The organism is Streptomyces sp. NBC_01335 (genome assembly GCF_035953295.1).
Classification (GTDB): Bacteria; Actinomycetota; Actinomycetes; order Streptomycetales; family Streptomycetaceae; genus Streptomyces.
In genome coordinates, this window is record NZ_CP108370.1 from 5,031,140 (window position 1) to 5,043,873 (window position 12,734).

The 12,734-nt window shown below is 73.0% G+C and carries 14 protein-coding genes; 4 read left to right on the top strand and 10 right to left on the bottom strand.

Annotated features, from left to right (window positions below):
• Positions 1 to 43: 43 nt before the first annotated feature.
• Complete coding sequence (locus OG599_RS21670) at positions 44 to 343, top strand: hypothetical protein (RefSeq protein WP_327177636.1); 300 nt, start codon at positions 44 to 46, stop codon at positions 341 to 343.
• A 124-nt stretch (positions 344 to 467) separates the two neighbouring features.
• On the opposite strand, the gene OG599_RS21675 is transcribed toward OG599_RS21670, so the two are convergent.
• The 5 genes from OG599_RS21675 to afsQ1 form a co-directional block, all read right to left on the bottom strand.
• Entirely contained in the window at positions 468 to 683 is a 216-nt protein-coding gene (locus OG599_RS21675) for a PspC domain-containing protein (protein ID WP_327180130.1), read from the bottom strand.
• A 92-nt stretch (positions 684 to 775) separates the two neighbouring features.
• On the bottom strand, positions 776 to 1,327 hold the full coding sequence (locus OG599_RS21680; protein ID WP_327177637.1) for a VanZ family protein: 552 nt from the start codon (positions 1,325 to 1,327) through the stop codon (positions 776 to 778).
• 158 nt (positions 1,328 to 1,485) lie between these two features.
• Entirely contained in the window at positions 1,486 to 2,088 is a 603-nt protein-coding gene (locus tag OG599_RS21685; protein ID WP_327177638.1) for a hypothetical protein, read from the bottom strand.
• 53 nt (positions 2,089 to 2,141) lie between these two features.
• The gene (locus OG599_RS21690; RefSeq protein ID WP_327177639.1) at positions 2,142 to 3,674 is read right to left on the bottom strand and encodes a HAMP domain-containing sensor histidine kinase; all 1,533 of its coding nucleotides are present in this window, start codon (positions 3,672 to 3,674) and stop codon (positions 2,142 to 2,144) included.
• Positions 3,671 to 4,348 (bottom strand): two-component system response regulator AfsQ1, encoded by a 678-nt coding sequence (gene afsQ1 / locus OG599_RS21695; protein WP_266708396.1) that lies wholly within the window; start codon positions 4,346 to 4,348, stop codon positions 3,671 to 3,673. The genes OG599_RS21690 and afsQ1 overlap by 4 nt, the downstream gene beginning before the upstream one ends.
• A 201-nt stretch (positions 4,349 to 4,549) precedes the next feature.
• Here afsQ1 and OG599_RS21700 point away from each other — a divergent pair, with 201 nt between their 5' ends.
• Positions 4,550 to 5,338: a SigE family RNA polymerase sigma factor gene (locus tag OG599_RS21700; protein ID WP_327177640.1), complete on the top strand. Its 789-nt coding sequence runs from the start codon at positions 4,550 to 4,552 to the stop codon at positions 5,336 to 5,338.
• 185 nt (positions 5,339 to 5,523) lie between these two features.
• Here OG599_RS21700 and OG599_RS21705 read toward each other — a convergent pair whose 3' ends face one another.
• Positions 5,524 to 6,165: a uridine kinase gene (locus OG599_RS21705; RefSeq protein WP_327177641.1), complete on the bottom strand. Its 642-nt coding sequence runs from the start codon at positions 6,163 to 6,165 to the stop codon at positions 5,524 to 5,526.
• 127 nt (positions 6,166 to 6,292) lie between these two features.
• On the opposite strand from OG599_RS21705, the gene OG599_RS21710 reads away from it, so the two are divergent.
• Positions 6,293 to 6,709: a hypothetical protein gene (locus OG599_RS21710; RefSeq protein ID WP_327177642.1), complete on the top strand. Its 417-nt coding sequence runs from the start codon at positions 6,293 to 6,295 to the stop codon at positions 6,707 to 6,709.
• Between the two features lie 94 nt (positions 6,710 to 6,803).
• On the opposite strand, the gene OG599_RS21715 is transcribed toward OG599_RS21710, so the two are convergent.
• From OG599_RS21715 to deoC, 3 genes are read right to left on the bottom strand one after another with little or no spacing between them, the layout of a single operon-like run.
• On the bottom strand, positions 6,804 to 7,745 hold the full coding sequence (locus OG599_RS21715) for an aldehyde dehydrogenase family protein (RefSeq protein ID WP_327177643.1): 942 nt from the start codon (positions 7,743 to 7,745) through the stop codon (positions 6,804 to 6,806).
• Positions 7,738 to 9,174 (bottom strand): aldehyde dehydrogenase family protein, encoded by a 1,437-nt coding sequence (locus OG599_RS21720; RefSeq protein WP_327177644.1) that lies wholly within the window; start codon positions 9,172 to 9,174, stop codon positions 7,738 to 7,740. The genes OG599_RS21715 and OG599_RS21720 overlap by 8 nt, the downstream gene beginning before the upstream one ends.
• A gap of 5 nt (positions 9,175 to 9,179) precedes the next feature.
• Positions 9,180 to 10,127 carry a deoxyribose-phosphate aldolase gene (deoC, locus tag OG599_RS21725; RefSeq protein ID WP_327177645.1) on the bottom strand — a complete coding sequence of 316 codons (948 nt, stop codon included), beginning with the start codon at positions 10,125 to 10,127 and terminating at the stop codon, positions 9,180 to 9,182.
• 231 nt (positions 10,128 to 10,358) lie between these two features.
• On the opposite strand from deoC, the gene OG599_RS21730 reads away from it, so the two are divergent.
• Complete coding sequence (locus OG599_RS21730) at positions 10,359 to 10,979, top strand: PH domain-containing protein (RefSeq protein WP_327177646.1); 621 nt, start codon at positions 10,359 to 10,361, stop codon at positions 10,977 to 10,979.
• Positions 10,980 to 11,073: 94 nt separating this feature from the next.
• Here OG599_RS21730 and OG599_RS21735 read toward each other — a convergent pair whose 3' ends face one another.
• Positions 11,074 to 12,726, bottom strand: coding sequence for a phospho-sugar mutase (locus tag OG599_RS21735; protein ID WP_327177647.1), 1,653 nt, complete (start codon positions 12,724 to 12,726; stop codon positions 11,074 to 11,076).
• Between the last annotated feature and the right edge of the window lie 8 nt (positions 12,727 to 12,734).

A 12,734-nucleotide genomic window follows, 5' to 3' on the forward strand; every position in this document is an offset into this window, starting at 1 on the left:
TTTGCAGAGCCGCTCGCATCCCCTTTCCCCAAGGATGAATGTCATGAAGCTCTCCTCCGCCCGCATCATCGGTGTCGCCGCTCTCGGTGCCGCTTTCGCCGCTGCCGCCGCCGGCAGTGCGTCCGCCGCCACGGCGCTCCCGCTCGACGCGGGCAGCTCCCTGCCCATCTCCACCGACGCGCTGGCGAACCTCGGCCACACCGCCCAGACCCTCCCGGTCAAGGAGACCACCGGCAGCCTCCTCGGCGGCAAGGCCACCGACGCCGCCAAGCCCGTCACCCAGCTGCTCGGCGGCCTGCCGACCAAGGGCCTGACCGCGAACGGTCTCCCGATCGGCGGCTGACCCGCCCGGGCCTTCCCGAGGGGAGCCCGTACGCCAGTGGGGCACCCGGCCTGTCAGGCCGGGTGCCCCACCGCGTGCTCCGTGCTGTCGGTCGTCGTGAAGGCCGTCCCCCGTCGTACCCGCGTCACCAGGCCGTCGCGGACGTGGTGCCCGACGAGGACTTCTCCCCGGGCAGCAGGATCCACAGCGCCAGATAGACCAGGAACTGCGGGCCGGGCAGCAGGCACGAGACCAGGAAGATGACGCGCATGGTCGTCGCGGAGGTGCCGAAGCGCTGGGCCAGCGCCGCGCACACTCCGCCGATCATGCGTCCGTCACGAGGGCGAACCAGTGCGGCCATGGTGGGCTCCTTGGTGAACCGTCGGGGGAGCAGCCGCTGCGGCGCTCCCGATGTATCCATGGTCGCTCCACCGGCGGGGACGGTGCCTCCCTCTACGGTGCGACCCCGACCCTGGAAATCGTCGGGGTCGCGCCCTGAGGGGTCCCACCGGCCGCGTCCACGCCCTCCGGCGCGGGGGCACGGTGGTGCCGGCGGCGCAGCCGGGCCCGTACGAACGGCACCACCAGCAGATGCGCCAGCAGCACCCCCACCGTGTTCAGCAGCAGCGAGTCGATGTCGACCACCTGCCCGGGCACCCCGGTCTGCCCGAGCTCGATGGCGAGGGATACCAGCGCCCCGGCGGCGGTCGTACGGACCAGCGACGCCCACGGGGAGACGGTGAGCCGCGCGTCGGCCATCGGCAGCAGGAACCCGAGCGGCGCGAGCAGCAGCAGCCCCGCGCCGATGCGCCGCACCGCGGCCCCCGGTCCGAGCGCGAGGTCCGCCTTGATGCCGTCCAGCGGGGTGAAGTTCGCGGCGCTGATCCAGGGGACGTCCAGGGGACGCAGGGTCAGCCACCCGACGAGCACGAGATGCGCGAGGAGAAGCGTGAACCCCACCACGCGGAACAGGGTGACGGCCTTACCGCCGGGACCTTGACGCACGCCCCCCTAGACGCCCGGTCCTGAAGGAACGGTTCCGGGCAAACGGCTGGAAGTGGCGCAGACCACGGGACGCGCGCCCCCTCCGCCACGCGGCCACCGACCGCACCAGTGCCCTCACCGGTTCCCCACCGGCGTACCCGGCGGACCCGGGGTGCTGCTCAGCGGGGCGACGGAGACGGGGTGCTGACGGTCGGTACGTTCTGCGGCCGGGCCTTCGTCTCCGTGGTGCAGAGGTAGCCCCGGGGGGCGTAGTCGTCGCTCGGCCCGCCCAGCAGCACCGCGTCGCCGGTGACGAGCGTGGACTCCTCGGCGAACGTGCAGACCACCTGGGCCAGCGCCTCGGAGGACAGGTCCTCCGGCTGGGCGCTCAGCCGCAGGGCGCCCGCCGGATCGTCCGCGGTGCCCTCCCCGACGCTCAGGTCCGAGGGGACCGCGGTGGTGAAACCGGCCCGCCGCTCGGCGGTGAGCGGCGCCTGCCGGATCTGCGCCAGCAGCGCCCGCGCCAGGTCCAGGCGGCCACCGCCCCGGTCGGTGCCCGCGAGCGTCCGGTCCGCCGTCACCAGCTCCGACGCGCAGACCAGGTACACCCGCACCCGCTCGTCCGCCTCACGCGCCCCGGAGTCCGTACCGCTGGTGCGGCACGGCACCCGGGACGGTGCGGCCCCCGCGTCGACCGGCACCGAGGTGGAGCGGATGCCGCACCCGGCGGCCAGCGCGGCGGCGGCCACGGCGAGGACCACGGCCGTGAGCGGACGCCGCACGGGCGCGCCGGTCCGACGGGCGCGGTCCCGCGCCCCGCGACCGTTCCGCCGCCTCACGACGCCTCGCCGTCCGCGCCGTCGCCGGCGCCGCTCGGGTCGTTCACGGCGCTCTCGTCCTCGGCGTGGGGGAGCCGCAGGACGAACACCGCCCCGTCGCCGTCCGGGGAGTTGGCCGCCGAGATGGTGCCGCCGTGGATCAGCGCGTTCTCCATGGCGATCGACAGCCCGAGCCCGCTGCCCTCGGAGCGCGGGCGGGACGCGCTCGCCTTGTAGAACCGGTCGAAGACGTGCGGCAGCACGTCCTCGGGAATCCCCGGCCCGTGATCGCGTACCTCGATGACCAGTTCCTCGCCCTCGGTGCGTACGCGTACCCGCACGGGTGAACCGCCGTGCTTCAGCGCGTTGCCGATCAGATTCGCCAGGATCACGTCGAGCCGCCGCGGGTCGAGCCGCACCATCATCCCGCGCTCCGCGTCGAGTTCCACCGCGTCCAGCCAGGCCCGGGCGTCGATGCAGGCGGTGACCTGGTCGGCGACATCCACCGTGTCCAGGACCAGCCGGGCCGTACCCGCGTCGAAGCGGGTGACCTCCATGAGGTTCTCCACCAGGTCGTTGAGCCGCCGGGTCTCGCTCACCACCAGATGCACGGCGGGCGCGATCATCGGGTCGAGGCTGTCGGCCTCGTCCTCCAGCACCTCGGCCACCGCGGTGATCGCGGTGAGCGGGGTACGCAGCTCGTGCGACATGTCGGCGACGAACCGGCGGCTGGACTCCTCCCGCGCGCTCATGTCCGCGACCTTCTTCTCCAGCGAACCCGCCGCCCGGTTGAACGTACGGGAGAGTTCGGCGAGTTCGTCCGTACCGGAGACCACGAGGCGGGTGTCGAGCTTCCCCTCACCCAGCTTGCGCGCCGCCTCGCCGAGCCGCTGCACCGGCCGCAGCACGGTCGTCGCCGCCGCCTGCGCGAGCAGCGCCGCGCCGATCAGCGCCAGCGTGGTGGCGATCCCCAGCGACCAGGCGAGGGAGTTGAGGTCCTGGCGCTCCTGGTCGAGCGACTTCAGCATGTACCCCGTCGGACCGCCGCCGATGATCCGCGTCCCGGCCACCAGGTACGGGGTGCCGTCGATGCTCGTACGCTGCCAGAACAGGTGGTACTCGTGCGTGTTGCCCGAGGTCAGCCGCTGCTGGGCGGAGACCTGACGCTCCAGCGAGTTGGGCACGTCCACCTTGGTGAAGGTGTCCAGGTCGGAGTAGCCGACGATCGGCTTCCCGCCGTCCCGCTCGTCCTCCAGCAGCACCGCGTACCCCGGCCCGCTGTCCGCCATCTGCACGGCGGCGGACTGGAGATCGTCCTTCGTCGGCTGCAACGGCAGCGCCGCCGCCCGGTTCTGCATCTGGCGCCGGAAGTCCCCGAGCGCCGCGTCCTGCGTACGCGTCAGCACCGCCTCGCGGTTGAGCCAGTACGCGATCCCCGACGCGGACACCGCCGCCGTCAGGGCCACCAGGCCGAACACCACGACCAGCCGCAGCCGCAGGCTGCTCCAGCGGAGTCCCGCCCGGACCCCGCGCCCGGCACGTCCACTCACTGAGGCGAGTCCAGCCGGTAGCCCACACCGCGCACCGTACGGATCAGCGTCGGCGAGGACGGCACGTCCTCCACCTTCGCGCGCAGCCGCTGCACGCACGCGTCCACGAGCCGCGAGTCGCCCAGGTAGTCGTGCTCCCACACCAGCCGCAGCAACTGCTGCCGGGACAGGGCCTGTCCGGGTCTGCGGCTCAGCTCCAGGAGCAGCCGCAGCTCGGTCGGGGTCAGCTGGAGATCCGCTCCGTCCTTGGTGACCGTCATCGCGGAACGGTCGATGACCACGTTCCCGAAGGTCGCCGAGTCCGTCGACTCCCGCTCCCCGCGCCGGAGTACGGCACGGATGCGCGCGTCCAGCACCCGGCCCTGCACGGGCTTCACCACGTAGTCGTCGGCACCCGACTCCAGACCCACCACGACGTCGATGTCGTCGCTGCGCGCCGTCAGCAGGATGATCGGCAACTGGTCGGTGCGGCGGATGCGGCGGCAGACCTCGAAACCGTCGATCCCGGGCAGCATCACGTCCAGCACGACCAGGTCGGGCCGCTGCTCCCGGAGGAGGTTCAGGCCGTCCTCGCCCGTCGCCGCGGTGGCCACTCGGTGGCCCTGGCGTGACAGCGAGAGTTCGAGGGCCGTGCGGATGGCGTCGTCGTCCTCGATCAGCAACAGGAAAGGCACGCGGGCCATTCTGTCCCATGGTGGTGCCCCAGTTCGACCGCCGGGGGCCACTTCCTGTGCGTGAGCGGCCCCAGTTGTGACGGTTACGACCCCACGGGGCCTGTGACAGCTCTGTGACAGTCGGCGGACAGTGCCATGAAACTGCCCGGCCAGACTCAAGGGCACACGGTTCGAACGGACTCCACGACGGGGAGGCGCACGATGAACGCACTGCAACTGCAACGCACCGGCTCAAGCGCGGTTGTCACGCGTCTCCACGACATCAACCGGGGTCCGGAGAAGTCCGGTGCGGTGAACGGACGGGGGTGCGTTCGCGGCACCGGGCGTCAGCACCCGGCTCCCACGCCGGTCACCGACGCCACGGGGGACGGACCGGGCACGTACGGGGGAACGTACGGGGGACACGGGGGAAGCGCGTACGGGGAGGGCATCACGGGGGAGCGGACGCCCCAGGCGCCGGTCGAGGACGCCGAAGCGGCGTTCACGGCCTACGTCCAGGAGCGCCGCGCCTCCCTGTACGCGACCGCCTACCACCTGACCGGCGACCGGTTCGAGGCCGAGGACCTGCTGCAGAGCGCCCTCTTCTCGACCTACCGGGCGTGGGACAGGATCAGCGACAAGGCGGCCGTCGGCGGCTACCTGCGCCGCACCATGACCAACCTGCACATCAGCGCCTGGCGCCGCCGCAAGCTCAACGAGTACCCGACCGAGGAACTGCCGGAGACGGTCGGCGACTCGGACGCGATGCGCGGCACGGAGCTGCGCGCGGTGCTCTGGCAGGCGCTCGCCCGGCTGCCCGAACTCCAGCGCACCATGCTGGTCCTGCGCTACTACGAGGGGCGCACCGACCCGGAGATCGCGGCCATCCTCGACATCAGTGTCGGCACGGTGAAGTCCAGCATCTGGCGGTCGCTCCGCCGGCTGCGCGAGGACGAGGTCCTCAGCTTCGGACGTGACGAGAAGGAGTCCTTCGGCGAGCTGGTGGCCTGAGGCTACGGGGGAAACAACGGGGGCCCACGGGGGAAACGGGGCCCACGGGGGAAAACGGGGGAACGACGGAGCTCGCCGCTCCGGGGGGAAACGGCGAGCGACGGGGGAACGGCGGGGTCGTACGGGCTGGGGGGCCCGGTACGGCCCCGTTCGTCGTTCCCGCTTCCGCCCGGTCCGTCCCGGTCCTACACCGCGCCGCTCCCCGCAGGGGCGCGGCGGCAGCGGCCCGCGGCGGCGGCGGCCAGGCGGCCGAGCGCCTCCTCCTTGCCGCACGGGTGGGCGCCCAGCGCGGTCTGGCGGGCCACGATCCGGCGCTCCGCGCGCATCAGCCGCCAGCCGCGCCGCAGCAGGAACGGCACCGACTTGCGGCCCTCGCGCAGATCCCGCAGCAGCCGCCGGCGGAACGTGGTCGACGGGCGCCCGCGCAGGCAGATCGCGTCGGCGAGCAGCCCCAGCTCCTGGCAGCGCGCGACGATGTCGGCCGCGAAGATCCCCTCGGCGACGAAGAGCGGCGAGCGCTCGATGTGCAGCACCTCGGTGCCCGTACGGGAGCTGGTGGCGAGGTCGTACACCGGGACGTGGGTGCGGCCGGAGCGGCAGAGGCCGGCGATGGCGGCCACGGCGGCCTCGGCGTCCCAGGACTCGGGGGAGTCCCAGTCGATGTCCGTGCTGCCGGTGACCTGGGGCAGGGTCGGGTCGTTGCCCTCCTTGTAGAAGTCGTCCAGCCGAAGCATCGGAAGACCGGTGCGGGCGGCGAGGGACGACTTCCCGGAGCCGGAGGGTCCTGTCAGCAGGACGACGCGCGTCGGGATCGGTTGGGAACTCACAGAACAAAAGTGTGAGGCATGACCCGAGCAGGGGACCCCTCGGAAGTCCTGTTGGTATCGAGCATCACATCTCCACTACTCTGCGCGCACGTACGACTACCGATACGAAGTCGATCAGGTGGGAAAAATGGCACGTCATGCACGAACCAAGCCCTCGCGGCACGTCCTGCTGCGCGCCGGGCTGACCGTCACCGCGCTGGGCGCCGCCCTCGGCGCGGGCGCCGCGTCCGCGCAGGCGGCCACGCCCGAGGCCGTGACCGAGGCGAGCGACAGCGCGCAGGCAGCCGTGTCGGCGGTGACGGACGCCGCCCTGCCCGCGGTGACCGGCGCGCTGTCGAACAGCCTCGCCCCCGTCACCGCACTCCAGCTCGACCCGCTGGCCAAGACCGGGACCGACCCGCTGGACAACGCCGTCGGCACGCAGGTCGCCGACTTCAAGCCGGTCTCCACCGCCCTGGTCACCGACCACCTCACGCAGGGCGGTGCACTCCGCGACCTGCCCCTGGTCGGCCCGGTCACCGGGCTGATCACCGGGGCGCGTTGATCCGCTGACACAACGGCGGGGCCGGTCCTCACCCGGTGGTGAGGACCGGCCCCGCCGTGTGCGTGCGACCTGTGCCGCCGGCAGTGAGTGACCGTCAGTAGGACGACCCGGAGACGCCCAATGCGCCCGTGGGGTGCCAGACCGTCTTGGTCTCCAGGAACGCCGTCAGCCGGTACGTGCCCGGGTCGGCGGTCCAGTCGGCCTCGGCCGGTTCCGCGTCGCCCTCCACAGGCTGTGGACGCAGCACGCGCTTCAGGTTGTCCGCCGCCGCGATCTCCAGCTCCTTCGCCAGCGCGGCGTCCGCGCCGGTGAGGTCGATGGCGTTGACGTCCTGGTGCGCCGCGAGCGGGGCCGCCAGCTCGGCGGTGGCGCCGGAGAGCAGGTTCACCACGCCGCCCGGCAGGTCCGAGGTGGCCAGCACCTCGCCCAGCGAGAGCGCGGGCAGCGGCGCGTCGGCGGAGGCGACCACCACGGCGGTGTTCCCCGTCGCGATCACCGGGGCGATCACCGAGACCAGCCCGAGGAACGAGGAGCGCTGCGGCGCCAGCACCGCGACCACGCCGGTCGGCTCCGGCGTCGACAGGTTGAAGAAGGGCCCGGCGACCGGGTTGGCCCCGCCCACGACCTGGCCGATCTTGTCCGTCCACCCCGCGTACCAGACCCAGCGGTCCACCGCGGCGTCCACCACGGCGGCGGCCTTGGACTTCGACAGCCCCTCCGCGTCCGCCACTTCGCGGACGAACTGCTCCCGGCGGCCCTCCAGCATCTCGGCGACGCGGTAGAGGATCTGGCCGCGGTTGTACGCGGTCGCGCCGGACCAGCCGCCGAAGGCCTTGCGGGCGGCGACGACCGCGTCCCGCGCGTCCTTGCGGGACGACTGCGGGGCGTTCGCCAGCCACGTGCCCTTGGAGTCGGTCACCTCGTACACCCGGCCGCTCTCGGAACGGGGGAACTTGCCCCCGACGTACAGCTTGTAGGTCTTGAAGACGCTCAGGCGCCGCGACGCGGAGCCGTTGGTCGATCCGTGCTCAGACATCGAGGTACGCCTCCAGGCCGTGGCGGCCGCCCTCGCGGCCGTAGCCCGACTCCTTGTACCCGCCGAACGGCGAGGTGGGGTCGAACTTGTTGAACGTGTTGGCCCAGACGACGCCCGCCCGGAGCTTGTTCGCCACCGCGAGGATGCGGGAGCCCTTCTCCGTCCAGATGCCCGCCGACAGGCCGTACTGGGTGTTGTTCGCCTTCGCGACGGCCTCGTCCGGGGTGCGGAAGGTCAGCACCGAGAGCACCGGGCCGAAGATCTCGTCCCGGGCGACCGTGTGGGCCTGGGTGACCCCGGTGAAGAGCGTCGGGGCGAACCAGTAGCCGGAGGACGGCAGTGCGCACGGCGCGGTCCAGCGCTCGGCGCCCTCCGCCACGCCCGTCTCCGTCAGCGCGGTGATCCGGGCGAGCTGCTCGGCGGAGTTGATCGCGCCGATGTCGGTGTTCTTGTCCAGCGGGTCGCCGAGGCGCAGCGTGGACAGCCGCCGCTTCAGCGCGTCCAGCACCTCGTCGTGCACCGACTCCTGCACCAGCAGACGGGAGCCCGCACAGCAGACCTGGCCCTGGTTGAAGAAGATGCCGGTGACGATCCCCTCGACCGCCTGGTCGACCGGGGCGTCGTCGAAGACGATGTTGGCGCCCTTGCCGCCCAGCTCCAGGGTGACCTTCTTGTTCGTACCCGCGACCTGGCGGGCGATGGCCTTGCCCACGGCGGTCGAGCCGGTGAAGGCGACCTTGTTCACGTCCCCGTGTGCGACGAGGGCCGCGCCCGCGTCGCCGTACCCCGTCAGGATGTTGACGACGCCCTTCGGCAGACCCGCCTGGCGGCAGATGTCCGCGAAGAACAGGGCGGAGAGCGGAGTCGTCTCGGCGGGCTTGAGGACCACCGTGTTGCCGGCCGCGAGCGCCGGGGCGATCTTCCACGCCAGCATCAGCAGCGGGAAGTTCCACGGGATGACCTGGCCGGCCACGCCCAGCGGGCGCGGGTTCGCGCCGAAACCGGCGTGGTCGAGCTTGTCGGCCCAGCCCGCGTAGTAGAAGAAGTGCGCCGCGACCAGCGGGAGGTCCGTGTCGCGGGTCTCCCGGATCGGCTTGCCGTTGTCCAGGGTCTCCAGGACCGCCAGCTCGCGGCTGCGCTCCTGGACGATCCGGGCGATCCGGAAGAGGTACTTGGCGCGCTCGGAGCCCGGCAGCGCCGACCACTTCTCGAACGCCTTCCCGGCCGCCCGGACCGCGCGGTCCACGTCCGCCTCGCCCGCGCGGGCGACCTCGGAGAGGACCTCCTCGCTGCTCGGCGAGACGGTCTTGAAGACCTTGCCGTCGGCGGCCTCGGTGAACTCGCCGTCGATGAACAGGCCGTACGAAGGCGCGATGTCGACGACCGACCGCGACTCGGGGGCGGGCGCGTACTCGAATGCAGATGCCATGGGGATCAGTCCACCGTCACGTAATCGGGGCCGGAGTAACGGCCGGTGCTGAGCTTCTGGCGCTGCATCAGCAGGTCGTTCAGCAGGCCGGAGGCGCCGAACCGGAACCAGTGGTTGTCCAGCCAGTCCTCGCCCGCGGTCTCGTTGACCAGGACCAGGAACTTGACCGCGTCCTTGGTCGTACGGATACCGCCCGCGGGCTTCACCCCGACCTGTACGCCGGTCTGCAGCCGGAAGTCGCGGACGGCCTCCAGCATCAGCAGGGTGTTCGCGGGGGTGGCGTTGGTCGCGACCTTGCCCGTCGACGTCTTGATGAAGTCGGCCCCGGCCAGCATGCCGAGCCAGGAGGCGCGGCGGATGTTGTCGTACGTGGAGAGCTCGCCGGTCTCGAAGATGACCTTGAGGCGGGCGGTGCCGCACTCGGCCTTCACGGCCACGATCTCCTCGTACACCTTGAGGTAGTGGCCCGCCAGGAACGCGCCCCGGTCGATCACCATGTCGATCTCGTCGGCCCCGGCCGCCACCGCGTCGCGGACGTCCGCGAGCTTGACGTCGAGCGCCGCGCGGCCCGCCGGGAAGGCCGTCGCCACGGACGCCACCTTCACGTCGGAGCCGGCCAGCGCGGCGACGGCGGTCGCCGCCATGTCGGGGTAGACGCAGACCGCGGCGGTGCGCGGGGTCGTCCGGTCGGTCGGGTCGGGATGCAGGGCCTTGGCGCACAGCGCCCGGACCTTGCCCGGGGTGTCCGCGCCTTCCAGCGTCGTCAGGTCGATCATCGAGATGGCGAGATCGATGGCGTACGCCTTGGCCGTCGTCTTGATCGACCGGGTGCCGAGCGAGGCGGCGCGCGCTTCGAGGCCGACGGCGTCGACGCCGGGCAGCCCGTGCAGGAAGCGGCGCAGCGCACCGTCGGACGCGGTCGCGCCGGAGAATGCGGGTGCAGTGGTGGGCATGGTCACCAGGGGAGCATATCTACGCGCGTAGCAGCCTGTACAGGGGGGTACGGACCCTCGCACGCCCCGCGCGGGCACCCCGCACGCCCGCCGGCCCGCGCCCCGGTACGCCGCGACCCCGGCCGTTCCGCGCGCGCCGCGACCCGGCCACTCCGCACCCCGGCCACTCCGCACCCGCGCCGCGACCCGGCCGCCCCGCGCCCGGCCCCGGGCGTCAGGCACAATCGGGCCATGACGAGCTCCACGCCCCCCGGCGAGCCCACCTACGCCGACCGGACCTACCGGTCCACCCCCGCGACGGTGGCCGGCGCACTGCTGCTCCTGCTCATCGCCTGGCTGCTGGGCGACGCGCTGATCTCCGGGGAGGGCCGCGCGCCCTGGCTGGCGCTGGCCGGAGCGGTGCTGGTCGCGCCGCTGGTCGTCGCCTTCACGCTGCGCCCCGCCGTACTCGCCGGAGCCCGCCGCATCCTGATCCGCAACCCGTTCCGCACCATCGTGCTGCCCTGGTCGAGGATGGCGGACGTCCGTGCCGCGTACTCCACCGAGCTGTTCACCACGGACGGGAAGAAGTACCAGGTGTGGGCGTTGCCCGTCTCGCTGCGCGACCGCAAGCGGGCCGTGCGCCAGTCGTCCGCCGCCCGGCGCGAGGGCGCCGAGGCGAGGAAGCAGGTACGCCCCGCGGTGGCCGACCAGGCGGTCGCGGATCTGCGCAAGCTCGCCGAGGAGGACGCCGCGACCGGGGGCGCCGCCGGTGCCCAGGAGGTCACCGCCTCGGTGCGCTGGGCGTGGGAGATCATCGGCCCCGCCGTCGCGGGCGGGATCGCCCTGGTGGTGCTGTTCGCCACGACGTGACGCGCGTGTCGCTCACCGCCGCGTACGAGAGCGGGCCGGTGCCTCCCCGTGGAGGCACCGGCCCGCTCTTCGTCCGTGCGGAAGGCCTGGCTGGTCAGATGCCGGCCGCGGCGGAGAGGTCCCGCCTGATCCCGGCCAGCAGCTCGGCCGCCCGGGCCCGCGCGGCCGGCAGCCCGTCCGCCGAGGCGACCGGTACGACGACCTCCAGGTAGCACTTGAGCTTCGGCTCGGTGCCGCTCGGGCGGACGATCACCCGGGCGCCGTCCAGGCGGTAGCGCAGGCCGTCCGTGGGCGGGAGCCGGTCGGATCCCTTCGAGAGGTCCTCGGCCGAGGTGACCGCCAGCCCCGCCAGCGCGGTCGGCGGCTGCTCGCGGAGCCGGTGCATGGCGTCGGCGATGACCGAGAGGTCCTCCACCCGGACCGAGAGCTGGTCGGTCGCGTGCAGCCCGTGCGCGAGGGCCAGGTCGTCCAGCAGGTCGAGCAGGGTGCGGCCGTGCTCCTTGAGCACCGAGGCCAGCTCGGTGACGAGCAGCGCGGCGGTGATGCCGTCCTTGTCCCGTACGCCGTCCGGGTCGACGCAGTAGCCGAGCGCCTCCTCGTAGCCGTAGCGCAGTCCGTCCACGCGGGCGATCCACTTGAAGCCGGTCAGCGTCTCCTCGTACCCGAGACCGGCCCGTTCGGCGATCCGGCCGAGCAGCGAGGAGGAGACGATCGAGGCGGCGAGGACGCCCTCGGCGCCCCGGTCCACCAGGTGCGCGGCGAGCAGCGCGCCGACCTCGTCGCCGCGCAGCATCCGCCAGCCGCCCCCGGCCGCCGGGTCCGGGACGGCGACGGCGCAGCGGTCCGCGTCCGGGTCGTTGGCGATGATCAGATCGGGGTCCGTCCGGCGCGCGGTCGCGAAGGCGAGGTCCATCGCGCCCGGCTCCTCCGGGTTGGGGAACGCGACGGTCGGGAACGCCGGGTCGGGCTCGGCCTGCTCGGCGACGAGCACCGGCGCCGGGAACCCGGCCCGCTCGAACGCGGCGGTCAGCACCGAGGTGCCGACACCGTGCATCGCCGTGTAGACGGTCCGGGCGGTGCGCGGGGAGCCGGCCGAGAGCACGGCGTCGGTACGGGCCAGGTAGGCGTCCAGGACCTCTTCGCCGAGGACCTCCCAGCCGTCCCCGGGCCGGTACACCCCGGCGAGCGGGCCGACCGCGGCGATGGCGGCGGCGATCTCCGCGTCGGCCGGGGGCACGATCTGCGAGCCGTCGCCGAGGTAGACCTTGTAGCCGTTGTCGCGCGGCGGGTTGTGGCTCGCGGTGACCTCGACGCCCGCGACGGCGCCCAGATGCCGTATGGCGTAGGCCAGCACCGGGGTGGGCAGCGGGCGCGGCAGGACGGCGGCGCGGAGCCCGGCGCCGGTCATCACGGCGGCGGTGTCCCGGGCGAAGTCCTCCGAGCGGTAGCGGGCGTCGTACCCGACCACGACGAGCCCACCGGTGTGCCCCTCGGCCTTGAGGTACGCGGCGAGTCCGGCGGCGGCGCGGATCACGACGGCACGGTTCATCCGCATCGGCCCCGCGCCCAGCTCCCCGCGCAGACCGGCGGTGCCGAACTGGAGGGTGCCGGCGAAGCGCGCGGCGAGGTCGGCGCGGGCTTCGGGGCCGTCCGTGGCGATCAGCCGCGCCAGCTCCTCCCGCGTCTCGGGGTCCGGGTCCTCGGCCTGCCAGGCCCTTGCCCGTTCGAGGAGGTCGTCGTCGTGCACGGGGGGTC

Coding starts and splice junctions, on each gene's coding strand:
- deoC (WP_327177645.1), bottom strand. CDS start 10,127: ATGCCCACCACTGCACCCGCATTCTCCGGCGCGACCGCGTCCGACGGT.
- OG599_RS21700 (WP_327177640.1), top strand. CDS start 4,550: ATGAACGCACTGCAACTGCAACGCACCGGCTCAAGCGCGGTTGTCACG.
- OG599_RS21675 (WP_327180130.1), bottom strand. CDS start 683: ATGGCCGCACTGGTTCGCCCTCGTGACGGACGCATGATCGGCGGAGTG.
- OG599_RS21710 (WP_327177642.1), top strand. CDS start 6,293: ATGGCACGTCATGCACGAACCAAGCCCTCGCGGCACGTCCTGCTGCGC.
- OG599_RS21670 (WP_327177636.1), top strand. CDS start 44: ATGAAGCTCTCCTCCGCCCGCATCATCGGTGTCGCCGCTCTCGGTGCC.
- OG599_RS21720 (WP_327177644.1), bottom strand. CDS start 9,174: ATGGCATCTGCATTCGAGTACGCGCCCGCCCCCGAGTCGCGGTCGGTC.
- OG599_RS21715 (WP_327177643.1), bottom strand. CDS start 7,745: ATGTCTGAGCACGGATCGACCAACGGCTCCGCGTCGCGGCGCCTGAGC.
- OG599_RS21730 (WP_327177646.1), top strand. CDS start 10,359: ATGACGAGCTCCACGCCCCCCGGCGAGCCCACCTACGCCGACCGGACC.